General features: G+C 72.4%; 21 protein-coding genes. 11 read left to right on the plus strand and 10 right to left on the minus strand.

Going from position 1 to position 17,196, the window contains the following annotated elements; all coding sequences use genetic code 11:
• Nucleotides 1–16 precede the first annotated feature (16 nt).
• A complete protein-coding gene (locus tag J2S41_RS34900; RefSeq protein ID WP_310376750.1) occupies nt 17–574 on the plus strand; it encodes a hypothetical protein in 558 nt (185 codons plus the stop codon).
• Entirely contained in the window at nt 571–1,869 is a 1,299-nt protein-coding gene (locus tag J2S41_RS34905; RefSeq protein WP_310374446.1) for a PrsW family intramembrane metalloprotease, read from the plus strand. The genes J2S41_RS34900 and J2S41_RS34905 overlap by 4 nt, the downstream gene beginning before the upstream one ends.
• Before the next feature lie 43 nt (nt 1,870–1,912).
• Here the strand turns inward: J2S41_RS34905 and J2S41_RS34910 are convergent, their stop codons facing one another.
• From J2S41_RS34910 to J2S41_RS34920, 3 genes are all read right to left on the minus strand, one after another.
• Entirely contained in the window at nt 1,913–2,161 is a 249-nt protein-coding gene (locus J2S41_RS34910) for a hypothetical protein (protein ID WP_310374448.1), read from the minus strand.
• A gap of 161 nt (nt 2,162–2,322) precedes the next feature.
• Nucleotides 2,323–2,892, minus strand: coding sequence for a hypothetical protein (locus tag J2S41_RS34915; RefSeq protein WP_310374450.1), 570 nt, complete (start codon nt 2,890–2,892; stop codon nt 2,323–2,325).
• Nucleotides 2,893–3,016: 124 nt separating this feature from the next.
• Nucleotides 3,017–4,348: an ABC transporter substrate-binding protein gene (locus J2S41_RS34920; protein WP_310374452.1), complete on the minus strand. Its 1,332-nt coding sequence runs from the start codon at nt 4,346–4,348 to the stop codon at nt 3,017–3,019.
• A 121-nt stretch (nt 4,349–4,469) separates the two neighbouring features.
• Between J2S41_RS34920 and J2S41_RS34925 the strand changes: the two genes are divergently transcribed.
• The 5 genes from J2S41_RS34925 (at nt 4,470) to J2S41_RS34945 (ending at nt 7,474) form a co-directional block, all read left to right on the plus strand.
• Nucleotides 4,470–4,871, plus strand: coding sequence for a PaaI family thioesterase (locus J2S41_RS34925; RefSeq protein ID WP_310374454.1), 402 nt, complete (start codon nt 4,470–4,472; stop codon nt 4,869–4,871).
• Nucleotides 4,872–4,969: 98 nt separating this feature from the next.
• Nucleotides 4,970–5,359, plus strand: coding sequence for a hypothetical protein (locus tag J2S41_RS34930; protein ID WP_310374456.1), 390 nt, complete (start codon nt 4,970–4,972; stop codon nt 5,357–5,359).
• Nucleotides 5,360–5,364: 5 nt separating this feature from the next.
• Nucleotides 5,365–6,042 (plus strand): DUF2786 domain-containing protein, encoded by a 678-nt coding sequence (locus J2S41_RS34935; protein ID WP_310374458.1) that lies wholly within the window; start codon nt 5,365–5,367, stop codon nt 6,040–6,042.
• Nucleotides 6,043–6,450: 408 nt separating this feature from the next.
• Nucleotides 6,451–6,960, plus strand: a complete 510-nt coding sequence (locus tag J2S41_RS34940; protein WP_310374460.1) for a hypothetical protein — start codon at nt 6,451–6,453, stop codon at nt 6,958–6,960.
• Complete coding sequence (locus tag J2S41_RS34945) at nt 6,953–7,474, plus strand: hypothetical protein (protein ID WP_310374462.1); 522 nt, start codon at nt 6,953–6,955, stop codon at nt 7,472–7,474. Before J2S41_RS34940 ends, J2S41_RS34945 begins: the two co-directional genes overlap by 8 nt.
• 355 nt (nt 7,475–7,829) lie before the next feature.
• Here J2S41_RS34945 and J2S41_RS34950 read toward each other — a convergent pair whose 3' ends face one another.
• From J2S41_RS34950 to J2S41_RS34975, 6 genes are all read right to left on the minus strand, one after another.
• Entirely contained in the window at nt 7,830–8,036 is a 207-nt protein-coding gene (locus tag J2S41_RS34950; protein ID WP_310374464.1) for a hypothetical protein, read from the minus strand.
• A 56-nt stretch (nt 8,037–8,092) separates the two neighbouring features.
• The gene (locus J2S41_RS34955; protein WP_310374466.1) at nt 8,093–8,245 is read right to left on the minus strand and encodes a hypothetical protein; all 153 of its coding nucleotides are present in this window, start codon (nt 8,243–8,245) and stop codon (nt 8,093–8,095) included.
• A 98-nt stretch (nt 8,246–8,343) separates the two neighbouring features.
• A complete protein-coding gene (locus tag J2S41_RS34960; RefSeq protein WP_310374468.1) occupies nt 8,344–8,757 on the minus strand; it encodes an ATP-binding protein in 414 nt (137 codons plus the stop codon).
• Entirely contained in the window at nt 8,754–9,083 is a 330-nt protein-coding gene (locus J2S41_RS34965) for an STAS domain-containing protein (protein ID WP_310374470.1), read from the minus strand. The genes J2S41_RS34960 and J2S41_RS34965 overlap by 4 nt, the downstream gene beginning before the upstream one ends.
• Before the next feature lie 267 nt (nt 9,084–9,350).
• Nucleotides 9,351–10,685, minus strand: a complete 1,335-nt coding sequence (locus J2S41_RS34970) for a cryptochrome/photolyase family protein (RefSeq protein ID WP_310374473.1) — start codon at nt 10,683–10,685, stop codon at nt 9,351–9,353.
• Nucleotides 10,682–11,605 (minus strand): phytoene/squalene synthase family protein, encoded by a 924-nt coding sequence (locus J2S41_RS34975; protein ID WP_310374475.1) that lies wholly within the window; start codon nt 11,603–11,605, stop codon nt 10,682–10,684. Before J2S41_RS34975 ends, J2S41_RS34970 begins: the two co-directional genes overlap by 4 nt.
• A gap of 78 nt (nt 11,606–11,683) precedes the next feature.
• On the opposite strand from J2S41_RS34975, the gene J2S41_RS34980 reads away from it, so the two are divergent.
• From J2S41_RS34980 to J2S41_RS34995, 4 genes are read left to right on the plus strand one after another with little or no spacing between them, the layout of a single operon-like run.
• Nucleotides 11,684–12,823, plus strand: a complete 1,140-nt coding sequence (locus J2S41_RS34980) for a polyprenyl synthetase family protein (RefSeq protein WP_374728206.1) — start codon at nt 11,684–11,686, stop codon at nt 12,821–12,823.
• 29 nt (nt 12,824–12,852) lie between these two features.
• Complete coding sequence (crtI, locus tag J2S41_RS34985; RefSeq protein ID WP_310374479.1) at nt 12,853–14,337, plus strand: phytoene desaturase family protein; 1,485 nt, start codon at nt 12,853–12,855, stop codon at nt 14,335–14,337.
• Nucleotides 14,334–14,927 (plus strand): isopentenyl-diphosphate Delta-isomerase, encoded by a 594-nt coding sequence (idi, locus tag J2S41_RS34990; RefSeq protein WP_310374481.1) that lies wholly within the window; start codon nt 14,334–14,336, stop codon nt 14,925–14,927. Before crtI ends, idi begins: the two co-directional genes overlap by 4 nt.
• Nucleotides 14,917–15,897: a MerR family transcriptional regulator gene (locus tag J2S41_RS34995; protein ID WP_310374483.1), complete on the plus strand. Its 981-nt coding sequence runs from the start codon at nt 14,917–14,919 to the stop codon at nt 15,895–15,897. Before idi ends, J2S41_RS34995 begins: the two co-directional genes overlap by 11 nt.
• Here J2S41_RS34995 and J2S41_RS35000 read toward each other — a convergent pair.
• Nucleotides 15,859–17,088, minus strand: coding sequence for an EAL and HDOD domain-containing protein (locus J2S41_RS35000; protein WP_310374484.1), 1,230 nt, complete (start codon nt 17,086–17,088; stop codon nt 15,859–15,861). The two genes, J2S41_RS34995 and J2S41_RS35000, sit on opposite strands and share 39 nt — an antisense overlap.
• Between the last annotated feature and the right edge of the window lie 108 nt (nt 17,089–17,196).

The following is a 17,196-nucleotide window of genomic DNA, read 5'->3' on the forward strand; positions in this document are numbered from 1 at the left end:
GCGTCTATGTGTGGGGATGTGGCGTCGGCTGCTGCGTAACGGGTTCGGCAGCGGCGTCATCGTGCTCGTGCTCGGGCTGCTCGCCTACGGCCTCCCCGCGCTGGACCGGTCGCTGGACTCCACCCAGGCCGTTCCGGACGGCGTGCCGTACGACGTGGGCGGCGGCGTGACCGTGATCCCACCGCCTGGCGCGCTGCTGGACGTCACGCGCACCCGCCCGGCCGACGACCGCGGCACCGTGGTGTTCCTGGTCGGCCCGATCCGGTACGTCGTGGTGGTCACGCCGTTCGACGGCGGGCTGCCGGACGCGGCCGACAAGCTGCGCCGCAAGATCGCCTCGAACCGGGGCTACCAGGTGGTCGGGCGGGAGGCCAGCATCGCCACCGCGGACGGCCGGCTGCTCGGCCTGGCCGGCGGCTATAGCGCACCCGGGCTCGGCGGCCGGTACGCGGTCTTCACCGCGGGGGAACGCTCCATCGAGGTCACGGTGAGCGGCACCGACCCGCAGCTGAACGCGGCACGCGCGGCCATCGACGCCGCCACCCGCTCGATCACCGTCCGGAGCACCGAGTGAGCGAGGCGAACGAGGTCCTGCCGACGCCGGACACCTCGCGCGGGCGCGGCGCGCTGCTGACCCTGCCCGCGTTCTGGGTGCTGGCCGCGCTGCTGGTCGCCGGCGCGGTGCGGACGGTCGTGTTCCTGCGCGAGTCGATCACGGTCTACCCGGTGGCCACCGTGGTCGCGGTCGTGCTGTTCGCGCTCTACGCCGTACCCTTCTGGATCTTCGTGGGCGGTCTGGACTTCCTGGAACGCGAGCCGCCCGTGCTGCTGGCCACCGCGTTCGCCTGGGGTGCGCTGGTGGCCACCGCGGTCGCGATCCCGGGCGCGAGCGCGCTGCACAACGTGCTGGCCAAGCTGGTCTCACCGCAGTTCGCCGCCGCCTGGGGGTCCGCGATCGCGGGACCGAGCGTCGAGGAGACCGTCAAGGTCCTCGGCGTCTTCGCGATCGTGCTGGTCGCGGCGGGCCAGGTGAACAGCACGCTGGACGGCGTGGTCTACGGCGCCATGGTCGGGCTCGGCTTCCAGGTGGCGGAGGACGTGGTCTTCGCGGTCAACGCGGTCGCGATGGAGGGGCAGGGCGACCAGATCTCGCCGGTGGTGATCACGTTCTTCCTGCGCGGCTTCCTGGCCGGGTTGTGGAGCCACACGCTGTTCGGCGCGCTGGCCGGTCTCGGCGTCGGCTATCTGGTGGTCCGCACGGACCGCCGGCTGTCCCGCCGGATCGGCATCGCCGCGCTCGCCTTCGCTGGCTCCTGGGCCTGCCACTTCCTGTGGAACACGCCGGTCCTGCTGGACGGGCCGGTGGAGGGCGCGCCTGGCGTCCTGCTGGTGCTGGTGGTCAAGGGCATCCCGCCGCTGCTGCTGGTCGCGTACCTGGTGCGGGTGGCGCACGGCCGGGAGGCCGAGTACTACGTGTCGCTGCTGGCCGGCCTGGACGATCCGGCGATCGCCACCGAGGCGGAACTGCGCGCGCTGGGTTCGGGCCGGCGGCGGGCGGCGGCGCGCGGGCTCGCCCACCGGCGGGCCGGGTTCCGCGGGCGGCGCGCGGTGCGGCGGCTGCAGCAGGCGCAGGCGCGGCTGGCGGTGGCGCTCAGTCGCGCGGAGGGCGGCGGCGCGACCACGGCCGTGCGGCGCTGGACGCGCGAGGTGCGGGCGCACCGGGCCCGGCTGACGCGGCTGGGTCACGCCGAGGCGCTGGCGCCGGAGCGGCGCGGCGGCACCGTGCGCGGCGTCTTCACGGCCGCCGGTGCGGTCGGCATGTTCATGATGATCGTCTGGGCCGCCATCGCGGCGCTGGGAGGCGGATGAGCCCCACACCCGTACGGGCGTGGGGCTCATCTGTCGTGCAAGCTCAGACCGTCGGCGGGTGGCCGCCGTCACCGTCGACGACGGCGTCCGGCGTGCCGTCCTCGTCGAGATCGGTCATGGTGATGTCGACCTTGCCGTCGTGGTCGGTGTCGAACTGGAAGAGGTCGGCCTTGCCGTCCCCGTCGGTGTCGGCCACCCAGACGTCGGGCCGGCCGTCGCCGTCGGTGTCGGCGGCGAGCAGGTCGACTCGGTCGTCACCGCGCGTCTCGACGGTCTCCTGCGGCTCGGTCATGGCGGGCATCCTTCCCGAAGGCGTTTCGAGGGTGCGCTGAATCGTGGTGCAGCGCTGGTTCACCGTAGGGCCGATCGCGCGCCTCGCGCGACCCGCGTCTTACACGGGTCGTCTACTACCCAGCCTCGGCGTCCGCCAGTCCCGGTACCGCAGGGGGTGCGTCAGCTCGCGGCGTACGGGTTGACCGGCGTGTTCGGCGTGACCGGAACCGCGATCTCGTCGGCGTCGCCGTCGTAGTCGGTGTCCCGGACCGTGTAGTCGACCGCACCGTCGTAGTCCTCGTCGACCTCGACCTCGTCCGGCGAACCGTCGGCGTTGTTGTCGGTCAGGAAGACGTCCGCGACGCCGTCCGCGTTGGTGTCCTGGACACCCGCGTCGATCAGGCCGTCGCCGTCGACGTCGTACAGCTCGGTGTCGATCCGGCCGTCGCCGTCGCCGTCCGCGGAGATGACGTCCGCGGTGCCGTCGCTGTCGAGGTCCGACACGACCAGGTCGGCGAAGCCGTCACCGTTGGAGTCCAGGTAGACGTTGGTGGCGCCGTCCAGCGTCTGCTCGACCAGCAGCACGCCGTCCTCGCTGAGGCCGGTGTCGCTGTCGGTGTCGATCGGGGCGGCGGCGGCCGGGTCGTCCAGGCCGGTCTCGTTCAGGCCGGAGTCGCTCAGGCCGAGGCCCTCGTCCGTCGTGGTGTCGGCCGGGACGGTGGTGTCGTCGGCGGTGAAGTCGCTGCTCATATCCGTGATTCCCTTCGCGGCTACTCGTTGTTCGCTGCACCTCGCGGTTGCTGAGAAGAACTTACGAGGTGGCGCCGCGAAGGGACATCCCGGAAATGTGCCAGGCCCCACCTGGCTGAACGGATCAGTGCTTGAACTCGACGCCCGCGGAGAGTAGCGCCTTGATCACGTCGGCGGACTCGGCGAACCCGATCAGGACCAGCGCGTCCGGACCGAACTCCTTGATCTGCTCCGCGCCGCCGGAGAAGTCGATCGTCTCGGCGCTGTGGTCGTACGTCAGCGCCAGCAGGTTGTCCGACGTCACGCCCGAGCGGTCGAGCGCGGCCCGCACGTTCTCCTCGAGGCCGCTGCCGTACTCGTCGTCGCGCGCCACGATGGCGATCCGCTTCGGCCCGTCGCGCAGGATGACGTCGCCGAGCGCGGCGCCCTGCATGACGTCCGGCGGGGCGGTACGGAAGTAGAGCCCGGCGTCGTCCGCGCCGGTCAGGCTCGCGGCCGTGTTGCACGGCGAGAAGAGGATCAGCCCGGCCGCCTTGACCTGCGGCAGCACGGCGGTGGAGACGCCGGACGCGCCCGCGCCCAGGATCACGTGCACGCCGGCCGAGATGTGCGACGCCACGGTCGCCTTCGCCACCTCGGGGCTGGTGCCGTCGTCGCCCTTGATGAAGACCACGTCCTCGCCGAGCACACCACCGGCCGCGTTCACCTCCCGGATGGCGAGTGCCGCGCCGGCCGCCATTGGCGGGTACGCCAGCTTCAGGTCACCGGTCTCGGGCAGCAGCCCACCGATCTTCAGCGGCGCCCCGGACGCGGCCGCGTTGGCCGGACGGGCCCCCGGCGGCGCGGTCCTGGTGGAGGCCTGCGTCTCGTCGCCGGCGGTGACGAACTCCATCTTGCCGGCGTCGAGCTGGTCCTGCGCGTCGAAGTGCAGCGTGGCGAAGCTGGCCACGGACGGCTCGCCGACGTCGGTGAAGCCGCCGCTGCTCATCGAGACGCCGCTGTACACCAGGTCGGTGCCGGATGCGGCGAGCGACAGGCAGGTCTTCACGGTGTCGCACGGCGTGCCACCGCTGGTGACGCCGATCAACTGCGCGGCGATCGCGGCCGGTGCGGTCGATCCGGCCAGCTCGGCCGCGATCGCGCTCATCACCACCGCGTCGTACGTCTCTCCGGAGTAGACGAAGTCGCCGAGGTTCGGGTCGACGCTCCTGAGCCGGTTCTTGAAGTCGTCGGTCAGCGGGGCCATCGGGGTGGTGCCCTTCATGCCCCGGAGCGTGCCCGGCTGATCGAACTCGTCACCGAAGGAACTGATCATGTTACCGTCAGTGCCGTACAGTTGGATCGGTCCGGTGGATCCACCGCCCTCCGAGGATCCCTCGGTCGAACCGCATGCCGTCACTCCCGCTAACAGAGCCGCGCAAGCAGCGGCGATGGCCGCGCCACGTCGGGTGCGCATATGGAAGTTCCTCCTCCCCAGGGTCGCCGCTGCGCACATTAGCGCGCTTTGAACTCTTTGCCGATGGCTGCCAGGCCACGATATGACTCGGCGGTAACGTCACCGATGGTGAAGGACGAAAATGGTTGATCTTGTCGACGCGTCTCCCGGCCCCGGTGATCTTGTTCGCCTGATGGGAATCACGATCGGTGAGGTGACCGCCGAGCGCGTGACCGGCACCATGCGCGTCGAGGGCAATACCCAGCCATATGGCCTGCTCCACGGCGGTGCGTCCTGCGTGCTGGCGGAGACGCTGGGCTCGCTGGGCGCCGGGGCGCACGGCCGCACGGTGGGGCGGCCGATCGCCATGGGAGTGGATATCAATGCCACCCACCACAAGGCGGTACGCGAAGGGGTGGTCGTCGGCGTCGCTAGCCCCGTCTTCCGCGGGGTGTCCATAGCGACTTATGAGATCATTATCACTGACCAGTCGGGTGACCGCGTGTGTACTGCCCGTATTACCTGCCACCTGCGCCGTCCCTGATCGCCGGAACTGCGCATCTTTGAGGGCTCCTTAAGCAAATGTGCCTTCCTGGGGCATCCCGTCCCGCGCCCTTGACCGTCCGGCATAGGCTTCCGGACGTGACGGACCTTCCATCGGAGTCGCTCGACGACGCGGCGCAGGTGCTTCACCTCGCGCTCGCGGGTGACAGCGATGCGGTCGTCAACACCTTCGATGCGGTCGTCGACCGGGACGGCGTCGAGGGGGCGTACAACGTGGCGTGGTGCCTCGCCGCCGCGATGGTCGGCGTCGATGTCCCCGCTGGAGCGTGGACATTGGACTTCCCCGGCATCGACCAGGCGGACTACGACGCGCGCTGGGTCGCCCGCTTCGTCAGTGCGTATGCGAACTCGGACGTGCCCACCGGCGAGGCGCTCTTCGGGGCCGCGCTCGCCGACGGGCAGCTGCCGGACTGCCTGCTCACGCTGGCCGGCTCCGCCGTCGCCACGTTGAAGCGGCGCGCGGCCTGAGCCCGATGTCCGACCAGATCCTCGCCAAGGTCCGCAAGCTGCTGGCGAAGGCCGAGGACCCGGCGTGCACGCCCGCCGAGGCCGAGGCGTTCACCGCCAAGGCCGCCGACCTGATCGCGAAGTACGGCGTCGACCGCGCGCTGCTGGCCGCCCGCGAGCCCGGCACCGATCTGGTCGGCGACCGCGTGGTGGTGCTGCACCCGCCGTACGCGCTGGACAAGGCCGGTCTGCTGGCGGGCGTGGCCGGCGCGCTGCGCTGCCGCTCGGTGCGCCGCCGGGAGCGCGACGCCTGGACCATGCATCTCTTCGGGTTCGGCAGCGACCTGGAGCGCGCCGAACTGCTCTACACGTCGCTGCTGGTGCAGGCCGCGCACGGGATGGCGGCCGCGCCGGTGCCGCCGTGGGAGAACGCGGCCGCGTTCCGCCGGTCCTGGCTGGCCGGGTTCAGCACCGCGGTCGCCGGCCGGCTGCGCCAGGCGGAGGCCACCGCGGCGGCCGAGGCCGGTGCCTCCACCGACCTGGTGCTGGTGGACCGCTCGCACCGGGTCGAGGCGCGTGTCTCCGAGGTCTATCCCCGGCTGCGGACCGCGAGCCCGCGACGCCTGGCCGGCGGCGGGATGCGGCAGGGCTACGTGGCCGGCACCCGCGCCGACCTCGGTGGCATGTCGTCGATCTCGGAGTGAGCCGCCCCCGGGGGGCGTGTCTGGTAGATCTCGTCGAGCCGAGGTTCAGGTGCGGCCGTCCGGCCGTGCGGCGCGGAAGTCCGCCAACCGGTGCTGCATGGGGGCCTTCGCGACGTGCGGCCAGGCGACACCTGGGCCACACCGCAGGCCGGCGACGATCGGCCAGGCCCGCCCTAGCGCAGCCGGCGCCGCCGTTCCGGGGAATTTCGCGATTTACCCCGTTCAGGGTCGTTCGATCGCTCACGCCTGAGGACCGTCCGGCGCAATGGAAAAGACATCGATTGTCCGCTTGAGCCGGTTTACTTAGTGTCAGCGGTATGCCCACTAAGGGAGGATTGTGGGCATCGCCAGGGGCGGCGCACGCCGTACCCACGCTGGATCTTGATCTTCGACCGGGGGAGCGGGAACGTGCCTCAGACTGGGCCTGCCGAGGTGTATCGCCGGCTCGTGGAGAGCCGGGTCTGGCAGGAACAACGCCTGCCCGCCGTGGTCCTCGCGGCCACCGGCCTGATGGCGATGATCGGCATGGGCAGCGTCGCGGTGGCCGCCGCCGGCTGGTCCACCACCACGGAGGTGAGCGTGGAGGGCGTGACCGTGTCGCCGAGTTCCGCCGCACCGCGGGTGGGCGTGGTCGTGCAGACCACGCTCCCGCCCGGTGTCCCCCCGGTCGCGCCGAGCCCGGCCGTCACGCCGATCGCCTCCCCGCCGCGCGTCGAGACCTCACCGCTGCCCGCCACCACCGGGCAACCGGTCCCCTCGCCCCCGGCCGGCGTCACGACCCCGCCGCTCACCGAGATGACCGCGCCGGCCACCGCCACGCCCGCTCCGTCGCCGTCGCCCACGCCCTCCCCGTCGCTCTCGCCGCTGCTGGAGAGCGCGCCCGCCAGCGCCACCCCGTCCGGGAGCCTCGATGGCTGAGGGCGACAAGCGGGTGGCGCTCGTCGCGGTCGGACTGGCCGTCGCGGCCGTCCTCACCGGCGGCATCGCCTACGCCGCGTTCAACTCGACCGTCTCCAGCGGCTCGATCACCGGGTCCGCGCAGAGCCTGCGCCCGCTCGAGGTCGGCACGCCCGCCACCGACTACGCGGGCGAGGAGACCGGACTCTGGCCCGGCGACCTGCACGCCGCCGACATCGTCATCCCGGTCCGCAACGACAACGAGATCGCCGTCCAGGTCTCCAACACCAGCATCAGCAACGCGGAACTCCGCTTCACCGACGACGACGTCCAGGACGCCTGCGGCCGCTTCCTGACCGCCGACTCACCCGTCGCCATCACCGACGGCACCGACTACGACACCGTCGTCATCCCCGCCGGCGCCGACCGCACCATCCGCCTCCTCGGCGCGGTCGCCCTGAGCGGCGACGCCGCCGACCACTGCCAGGGCGCGCCGTTCACCAGCAGCTGGAAGGTCAAGGCCACGTCGCTCTGACCTTTCCTCCCGACCCGCGCCCCGCGTGGTCGCGATCCGCACGGTGCCGCGGGCCTCCGACCGTCCCGGAACCCCACGATCGATATGCCCGCTTCCGGCGTCCTCCGGCCCGCATGCTCCCGCGGGCAAACCTCGCGGCGGCTCCGCCGCCGCTCCGCCGCCGCTCCGCCGCCGCATCGGAGCCGGTCCCGCCGCCGGTCACTACACCCCGCGACCTCCCTCTCCGCTCACCATCCCGGCCGCGCCCGGCGGTTCGGGCGTCGGAGGCGGTCCCGCTGCCGGTCGCCAGACCTCACGATCTCCGCCCCGGCTCACCGTCCGGCCGCGCAGCTGGCGGCGACGACGTCTAGTGGCCTTAGTCGAGTAAGCTGCCGAGTTTGCTGGGGACGGCGAGAATCCATTTGGCGCCGCGGTCGGCGTAGCTGCCGAGGGGGCCGGGGGTGTTGCTGGCCAGTGCTCCGAGCACGGCGACCAGGACGAGGGCCAGCCACAGGCGGCCCTTCAGGTTGGCGATCACCGCGAGCAGGGCCACGACGACGATCACCGCGATTGCAGAGGCCATGACCCATTTTTACCCTTTTTTCGGTATTCGGGCGGCCTGATGACCCGCGGTGACAGCTATCCGTGACCGGCGGTGGCCGGGACGGTGGCGTGCGTGGGCGCGGTGGGAGCCGTCGAGCGCGGGTCGGACGGGGGCGGGGAGGGCTCGGGGTGGGAGGGCGTGACGGGGTGCGGCGCCGGCGTGAAGTCCGGGGGGATGGGCTGCGTCATGGTGGGCTCCCTGGATGCGGTCCGAGCGGGCGGTCCGGTGCCTCCAGTGTCCACTGGCAACGGTGGCGGAGGGAGGGTTTCCGGCATGAATCGCCTGATCAGGCCGGGTGCAGGTGGACCAGCAGGGTGACCGCGGTACCCGAGGAGCCGGAGTGGACGAGCAGGGAGTCGGTGCCGTTCCGGGCCAGCCACATGCCGCGGCCGGAGCGGGTGTCGGGTGCGGGACAGCGGGCGGGTGAGATCAGGCCGCCGGTGCCGTCGTCGGTGACCCGGCAGTAGAGGGCGGGACCGGATCGCCACAGCTCGAGCGTGCCGCTGCCGCCACCGTGCTCGACCGCGTTGACCGCCACCTCGTGCACCGCGAGCACGAACCGGTGGAGCGTGATGCCGGAGAGGCCGAAGCGGGCGGCGTGCCGTCGCACGTCGCGGCGCAGCGCGGTCAGCGTGGTCCGCGTGAAGTCCGCGTGCAACTGCGCGGCGACGGCCGGCGCGCGCTGCCGGGCGGCCGTCATGCGCCCGGCCGGCCGAGGCCGAAGGCGTCGAGCAGGCCGGCGATCCGGAGCTGGTCGCGCACGGCCGGGCTCGGGTGCTCGACCCGGAACCGCGCGTGCGTGGCGTGCGCCAGCTTCATCACGTCGACCAGGACGCCGATGCCGGAGCTGTCCAGGAACGTGACCGCGGCCAGGTCGACGCGGACCGAGGGCGGCCGGCGCGCGTTCATCTCGCCGTGGATCGTGGCCAGCACCGCGTCCGCGTTGCTGAAGTCGATCTCTCCGGCGAGCGCGACACCCAGCGCCCGTCCCGCGTACCCGGACACCGACACCGACACCGGTTCCATCCGACCTCCCGAGCTGACCTGGTCATTCTCCTCGGCGGACGGTCCCGGCAGGGTCACTCGGACGGTGAGTTTCCTCAGCCGCCGGGGCGGGCTACCGATACAGAGGGCACGGCAAGGACGGGAGCGCGACGGACGGGCAGGGCTGGTGCCCGTGACCGTCGATCCACCGCCCCGGCCGGCGCTACCCGTGGAACCCCCCTTGTCCGCGGGTAGCGCCGGGCAGCCGATCAGGCGCCGGTCCTCGACGGGGGACCGGCGCCTTTCACGTCAGGGGCGCAGCCAGACCGCCTCGTCCCCGTGCGACTCGAGCGGCGGCGGATAGTCCAGCCTCTCGAAGCCGTCCAGGCGCCACGGCTGGTGCACGGCGGGGCCGGGGATGCCGGCCAGCTCCGGTACGTACCGGCGCACGTAGTCGCCCTCCGGGTCGTACCGCTGGGCCTGTCTGATGGGGTTGAAGCGGCGGTGCGGGCGGGTGTCGTTGCCGGTCCCGGCGACCCACTGCCAGTTGCCGGAGTTGTTGGCCACGTCGCCGTCGATCAGCCACCGGAAGAACCAGGCCTGCCCGTCCCGCCAGTCGCAGCGCAGGTGCTTGGTGAGCAGCGCCGCGGTGATCAGCCGGGCCCGGTTGTGCATCCAGCCCTCGGCCATCAGCTGGCGCATGCCGGCGTCGACGATCGGCACGCCGGTGCGGCCGCTCTGCCAGGCCTCCAGCGCGTGCGCGTCGTACCGCCAGTCCCGGTCGCCGGACGGGCGCATCGGCTTCCTGGAGATGTCCGGGAAACCGGCCGTGACCTGGTAGTAGAAGTCCCGCCAGCAGAGCTGGCGGACGAATGCGGCGGCACCGGGGCCGCCCTGCCGGCGGGCCGCGTTCACCACCGCGAGCGGGGACAGACAACCGAAGCGGAGGTACGCGGAGAGCCGCGAGGTGTCGTCGTCGGCCATCGCGTCGTGCTGGTCGTCGTACGCGTCGATGTGCCGCAGCCAGGCCGTCAGCCGGCGCCGCCCCTCGGTCTCGCCGCCCTCGGCCGCGTCCGGCGACTCGCCCTTCGGCGGCTCCGGCAGCGCGACACCGAGCGCGCCCGCGTCCGGCAGCGGGGCGATCCGCTGCGGCGGTGCGGCCTCGTCCCGCAGCGCGGCCGACTCCCATGCCCGGAAATATGGTGAGAAAACGCGGTAGTGGCCGCCGCCACCGCCGGGCGAGACCTCGCCGGGCGGCAGCACGGTCACGCCGGGGAAGAGGCGCAGCGACATCCGGTGCCGGTCCGCCTCCGCGCGCAGCCGCTCCTGCCGCCGGGTGGCGAAGCGGCTCACGTCGTGCGAGACCGCGATGCCGTCCGCGCCGGCCGCCCGCGCCACCGCGATGGTCTCGGCCACGGTGTCGCCGCGCCGCACCACCAGGTCCGCGCCGCGCTCGCGCAGGCCCGCGCGCAGGTCGGCGAGGGCCTGGTGGAGGAAGCGGTCGCGATTCGCGGAGCGGCCGAGCAACGCCGGGTCCAGCACGAACAGCGGCACCACGTGCTCGGCAACGGCGCAGGCGGCGGCGAGCGCGGGGTGGTCGTGCACCCGCAGGTCCCGGGTGAAGAGGACGACGGCGGTCCTCATGCCAGGATCGCCTCGCGGTCGAGCCTCGGGCCGGGCAGCGGCACCGGCGTGCCCGCGGGGGTGATCAGCGCGCGGGCCGCGACCGCGGCGCGGCGCCGGTTCGGCACGGTGGCGCGCCGCTCGAAGACGTCGTACCGGGCGGCCGCGATCTCGTCCAGGATGCCGCCGTAGAGCAGGTACGCGGTGCGGATGCAGGCCTGCGACGCCGGGGCCAGCATGGTGACGCCGGCCGCCGCGGCCGCGTAGTGCTCCTGCGCGCGGGCCGTCTCGAACTCGATCAGCGCGGCCACCTCCGGCGTGGTGGAGCGGCGGTCCCGGCAGGCGAGCAGGTCGTCCGCGGTCAGCCCGAACCGGGCCAGGTCCGCCTCCGGCAGGTAGACGCGACCGCGGTCCAGGTCCTCCGCCACGTCCCGGATGAAGTTGGTGAGCTGGAACGCGAAGCCGAGTTGCCGGGCCGGCTCGCGCGCGGCGGCCCGGTCCTCCGCGCCGAGTATCGGCAGCATCATGGTGCCGATCACCGCGGCCGAGCCCTCCATGTACTCCAGCAGGTCGTCGTAGGTCGCGTACCGGGTGACGGTCAGGTCCATCGCCATGCTGCGCAGGAACGAGTCGAAGTCCGCCAGGTCCAGGTCGAAGACCGCGATCGTGTGCAGCACGGCGGGCAGCAGCGGGTCGTCGACCGGCTCGCCGCGCAGCCCGGCCAGGAACCGGTCCGACCACTCGGTGAGCAGCTCGGCCCGGCGCTGCGGCGGCAGGCTCTCGGTGCGGTCGACTATCTCGTCCGCGTGCCGGGTGAAGCCGTAGAGCGCGTGCACGTGCCGCCGCTTCCAGGCCGGCAGCAGCCTGGTGGCCAGGTAGTAGGTGCGGCCGTGTTCCCGGTGCAGCTCCCGGCAGCGTGCGTAACTGTCCGCCAGTGTCATGGACCGCTCCCAAACCTTTGTGTGCCCAAATCGACTCATGAATCGACGCAACTTCGATCGTAGAGTACCGTCGCTGGGGTGGCCAACGACACGCTCGCTCCATACGCGCTGGGTAAGCCGCCCGCCCCTCACCATGATCAATCAAATGACCCCTCGGTGCCCGCCATGCCCCTGAATCTGATCGAGGCAGTCGAAGGAACGCTCGCCGACTTCCTCGCCCGGGAGATCGCCGGGCTGGACGAGATCGATCCGGCGCTCGGCGGGTTCGCCCGTGCCGCGCGCGACAGCGTGCTGGCCGGTGGCAAGCGGCTGCGGCCGACCTTCGCCTACTGGGGCTGGCGCGGCGTGATCGGCGCGGAGCCGCCCGCCGACGCCGTGCTGCCCGCGCTCGCCGCGCTGGAGTTGCTGCACACGTTCGCGCTGGTCCACGACGACGTGATGGACGGCTCGGACACCCGGCGCGGCCGTCCGACCGTTCACCGGGTGTTCGAGGCCCAGCACGTCGCGGCCGGCCGGCGCGGCGACTCGGGCCGGTTCGGCGAGGCCTCGGCCGTGCTGATCGGCGACCTCTGCCTGGTCTGGGCGGACCGGCTGCTCGGCACCGCGGACGTGAGCCCGGACGTGTTGCTCGCCACCCGCCGCTGCTACGACCAGATGCGGATAGAGGCGGTCGCCGGGCAGTACCTGGACGTCCTCGGCGAGGCCGAGCCGGGAAGCTGGTCGGTGGCGCGGGCGCTGAAGGTGGCGCGGCACAAGACCGCCGGCTACACGGTGCTCCGTCCGCTCCACTTCGGACTTACACTGGCCGGGATGCCGTTGGCCGGGCGGATGCGGGCGGTCACGGACGCCTACAGCGGCTACGGTCTGGCCGTCGGCGAGGCGTTCCAACTCCGCGACGACCTGCTCGGCGTCTACGGGGAGCCGGCGATCACCGGCAAGCCGGCCGGCGACGACCTGATCGCCGGGAAGCCGACCGCGCTGCTGATGCTGGCGCGCGAGATGGCGACCTCGGCGCAGCTCGCCGAGCTGGACGGCGCCGGCGACGTGCACCGCAAGGCGCAGGTGGTCGCGGACACCGGCGCACCCGAACGAGTGGAAAAGATGATCGAGGAGCGAGTGGCCTCTGCGGTGTACGCGCTTCGGCGGGCACCGATCGACGATGCGGCCCGCGAAATCCTGACCGGGCTGGCGGTCACGGCCACCCAGCGGCAGGCATGATGTCCGTGCAGCGGAACGGAAGGGCACGAATGCGTACGGTGAGCGGAGCGACCGACCACGTGGTGGTCGTCGGCGCGGGGCTGGGCGGTCTCGCGGCCGCGCTGCACCTGGCCGGGGCCGGCCGCCGGGTGACGATCGTGGAGCGCGAGCCGGTCCCGGGCGGCCGGGCCGGGCGGCTGGACGCCGAGGGCTACACGTTCGACACCGGCCCGACGGTGCTGACCATGCCGGAGCTGATCGCCGAGCCGCTCGCCGCGGTGGGCGAGGAACTGTCCGACTGGGTGGAGCTCACGCCGCTGGACCCGGCCTACCGCGCGTTCTACCCGGACGGCTCGCAGCTGGACGTGATCGCGGACACGGTACGGATGGCCGCGGAGATCTCCCGGGTCTGCGGCCCGCGCGAGGCCGACGGATACCTGCGCTTCGTCGACTTCGCCCGCAACCTCTGGGAGCTGGAGCGGGACGACTTCATCGACCGCAACCTCGACTCGCCGCGCGACCTGGTCAACCTGGGCATGCTGAAGCTGCTCGGCACCGGCGCGATGCGGCGGCTGCAGCCCAAGGTCAACCAGTTCCTCAAGGACCCGCGTACCCAGCGCGTCTTCTCGTTCCAGGCGATGTACGCCGGGATGGCGCCGCACGACGCGCTCGCCATCTACGCGGTCATCGCGTACCTGGACTCGGTGGCCGGCGTCTACTTCCCCAAGGGCGGCATCCACGCGGTGCCGCGCGGCATGGCGGCGGCGGCCGAGAAGCACGGCGTGGAGATCCGGTACGACACCACGGTCAGCCGGGTGGAGACGGTGAACGGCCGGGCCACCGCGGTGATCACCACGGACGGGGAGCGGATCGCGGCGGACGCGTTCGTGCTCAACCCGGACCTGCCGGTGGCCTACCGCGACCTGCTGCCCGGGCCTGCGCCGCGCCGGCGCCTGCGCTACTCGCCGTCCTGCGTGGTGCTGCACGTCGGGTCCGACCGGGCCTACTCCAAGATCGCGCATCACAACATCCACTTCGGACGGAGCTGGCGCGGTACGTTCGACGAGGTGATCCGGCGCGGCGAGTTGATGACCGACCCGTCGCTGCTGGTGTGCAACCCGAGCCGCAGCGACCCGTCGGCCGCGCCGGAGGGGCGGCAGAGTTACTACGTCCTGGCCCCGGTGCCGAACCTGGAGCGCGGCCCGCTGGATTGGCGGGGCGGGCTCGGCGACCGCTACGCGGATCAACTGCTCGGCACGCTGGAGGAGCGCGGCTACGTCGGGTTCCGGGACGGCGTGAAGGTGCTGCGTACGATCACGCCCGCGGACTGGGCGGAGCAGGGCATGGCGGCCGGCACGCCGTTCGCTGCCGCGCACAACCTGCTGCAGACCGGCCCGTTCCGGCCGCACAACCTGCACCCCTCCCTCGGCAATGTCGTGTTCGCCGGTTCCGGCACCCAACCCGGGGTCGGCGTACCGATGGTGTTGATCTCTGGAAAGCTGGCCGCCGCGCGCATCACCGGGAGCACTGCATGACCTCACGTGAGGAACACCTCGTCGAGCTGTGCGGGGAGGACGGGACCGCCCTGGGCAGCACCACGGTCGCGGACGCCCACGTCGCACCGGGCCGGCTGCACCGCGCCTTCTCGGTGCTGCTGGTGGACGACGAGGGCCGGATCCTGTTGCAGCAGCGGGCCGCGGTGAAGACCCGCTTCCCGCTGCGCTGGGCGAACGCGTGCTGCGGGCACCCGGAGCCGGGCGAGTCGCTGTCCGAGTCGGCCAACCGGCGGCTGGGCGAGGAACTGGGCGTGGAGCCGCTGCCGCTGACCGAGATCGGCGTGCACCTGTACTACGCGGAGGACCCGGCGACCGGGCGCGTCGAGCACGAGTACGACCACGTGCTGCTCGGCCGCCTCCCGGCCGGTGCCACGATCGCGCCGGACCCGGACGAGGTGGCGGAGCTGCGCTGGGTCGCGCCCGACGACCTCCGGTCCGAACTGGACGGTGACGGCCGGGCGTTCGCGCCCTGGTTCTCCGGCGTGGCCGGTCGGCTGTTCGCCCTCGACGCGCCCGGTGACCCGGCCGCCGCGCCGATATCAGCCGCGGAGCGGTCGGGTGGGCGATGAGGGCCTGACGGCCGGGGCGGTGGCGCGCCGACTGGGCATCGCGGTCACCACGCTGCGCACCTGGCACCAGCGGTACGGGCTGGGCCCGAGCCGGCACGAGAGCGGACGGCACCGTCGCTACACGGAGGAGGACCTGGCCCGGCTGGAGGTGATGCGACGGCTGACCGCGGAGGGCGTCCCGGCGGCGGAGGCCGCCCGCTTCGCCAAGCGGGCGCCGATCCCCGACCGCACGTCGCAGAGCACCCCGGGCGACCTCGGGGAGACGTCCACCGTACCGCTGAATGATCTTGATGATTTTCGGCACGGCGGGGGTCACGCCATCGCTCTCGGTTACGCCGCTCCGGCGGCGCGCGGGCTGGCGACCGCCGCGATGCGGCTCGACGCGCCTGCCATGCGCGAACTGATCGCTCAGTCCGTCGCCGAGATCGGCGTGATCCAGGCCTGGACCGACCTGCTGGTTCCGGTGCTCGTGGGGATCGGCGAGCGGTACGCCGCGACCGGCCGATACATCGAGGTGGAGCACCTGCTGTCCCGCTGCGTGTCCGAGGCGCTCGGCGCGGTCGCCCGGCCGATCGCCTACGGAACGTCACCGCAGGTGCTGCTCGCCTGCGCCGACGAGGAGCAGCACAGCCTGCCGCTGGAGGCGCTCGCCGCCGCGCTGGCCGAACGCGGCGTCGCCTGCCGGCTGCTCGGCGCCCGCGTGCCCGCGGCCGCGCTGGCGGACGCGGTGGCTCGCACCGCGCCGCTCGCGCTGGTGGTCTGGTCCCAGCTGCCCACCACCGGCGGCGCCGGCCAGCTGCACACGCTGGTGTCCGCGGTCCGGCACGCGATGCTGCTGATCGCGGCCGGTCCCGGCTGGGACCGCGACGCGCTGCCGGCCGGTACCGTCGCGCCGAACTCGCTCGACGACGCGGTCGCGTTGATCGTGCCGCTACTCGCGCGCGTAGAGCGCGTCGATCGCGTTGGTTGACCAGCCGGCCGCCGCCAGGAACGTGGTGGTCAGCCGGCCCGGGTCGATGCCGCTCGCGCGGATCGAGTCCAGGTCGCCGCTCTCGTAGGCGCGCACGGTCCGCAGCACCGTGCCCAGCCCGCCGGCCTGGTCGGCCAGCGCGGCCGACACCTCCCGGGACAGCGGCAACTGGCCGGCCAGTTCGTCGGAGGGTACGTCGATCAGGTCCGCCACCCGGTCCAGCAGCCCCACCGTGAACGCGGCGTCCATCGGCTGATCCAGCTCCGCGGCCACCAACTGGCACATGCGGGCCCGGGAGAGCGCGGCGTCCACCGGCCCCTCGGTCGACTCGAACACGTCGCTGAGCGCCATCAGGGCCACCCACTGGCGCACCTGGCCGATACCCAGCATCATCACCGCCTCGTGCACCGAGGAGACCCGATTGGTGACGCCGGTCGCCACCGAGTTGCTGGCCCGCAGCAGCCGGAACGACAGCGCCGGGTCCTGGGTGACCAGCGACACGATCTCCGCGATCTCCACGTCCTGCTTGAGCAGCGCGGTCATCAGCTGGATGCGGCTGAACTTGGACGGCGACAGCGCCTGCGCGGACAGCACCTGCGGCCGGCCCAGCAGATAGCCCTGGAGCAGCCCGCAGCCCAGTTCCTCGGCGAGCGCCAGGTGCTCCTCGGTCTCCACCTTCTCGGCCAGCAGCGTGATCTGCGGGTACGCCCGGCAGGCCTCCGCGATCTCCCGCAGCTCGTCCGCCCCGGTGTTCAGCACGTCCATCTTCACGTAGTCGGCCAGCCCCATCAGCCGCTCGTGCCCGCTGCCCAGCACGAAGTCGTCGAGCGCGATGGCGTACCCCTGGTCGACCCGCCGCCGCACGCCCGCGATCAACTCCTCGTCGACCGTGATGGTCTCCAGCACCTCCAGGACCGCCTGCCCCGGCCCGAACGGCAGCGGCAACTCGTCGGTGAGGAACTCGCGCGTCATGTTGATGAAGCACAGCCGGTCACCCGCGATCTCGGCCAGTCCGAACTCGGTGAACGCGTTCACGATCACCTGGCTGGTGGCGAAGCTGCCGGAGACCCCCGTCCCCCCTCGGAACAGCAGCTCGTAGCCGACCAGCCGCCGCTCCGCGGACCAGATCGGCTGACGCCCGACGTGCACGGACTGCGCGAGATCGCCGTCTGCGTCGGGTACCTCACTCATAGTGAGTATTCTGCCCGTTTCTCGGTTGTTTTTTCATGATTTTCCGGGCCGCTGCGCCGCGCGGGGATACTGATTTGGAGGCGGTCGAGGGGATGACATATGCTTCTC

Origin of the sequence: Catenuloplanes atrovinosus, assembly GCF_031458235.1 — a bacterium.
Lineage (GTDB): Bacteria > Actinomycetota > Actinomycetes > Mycobacteriales > Micromonosporaceae > Catenuloplanes > Catenuloplanes atrovinosus.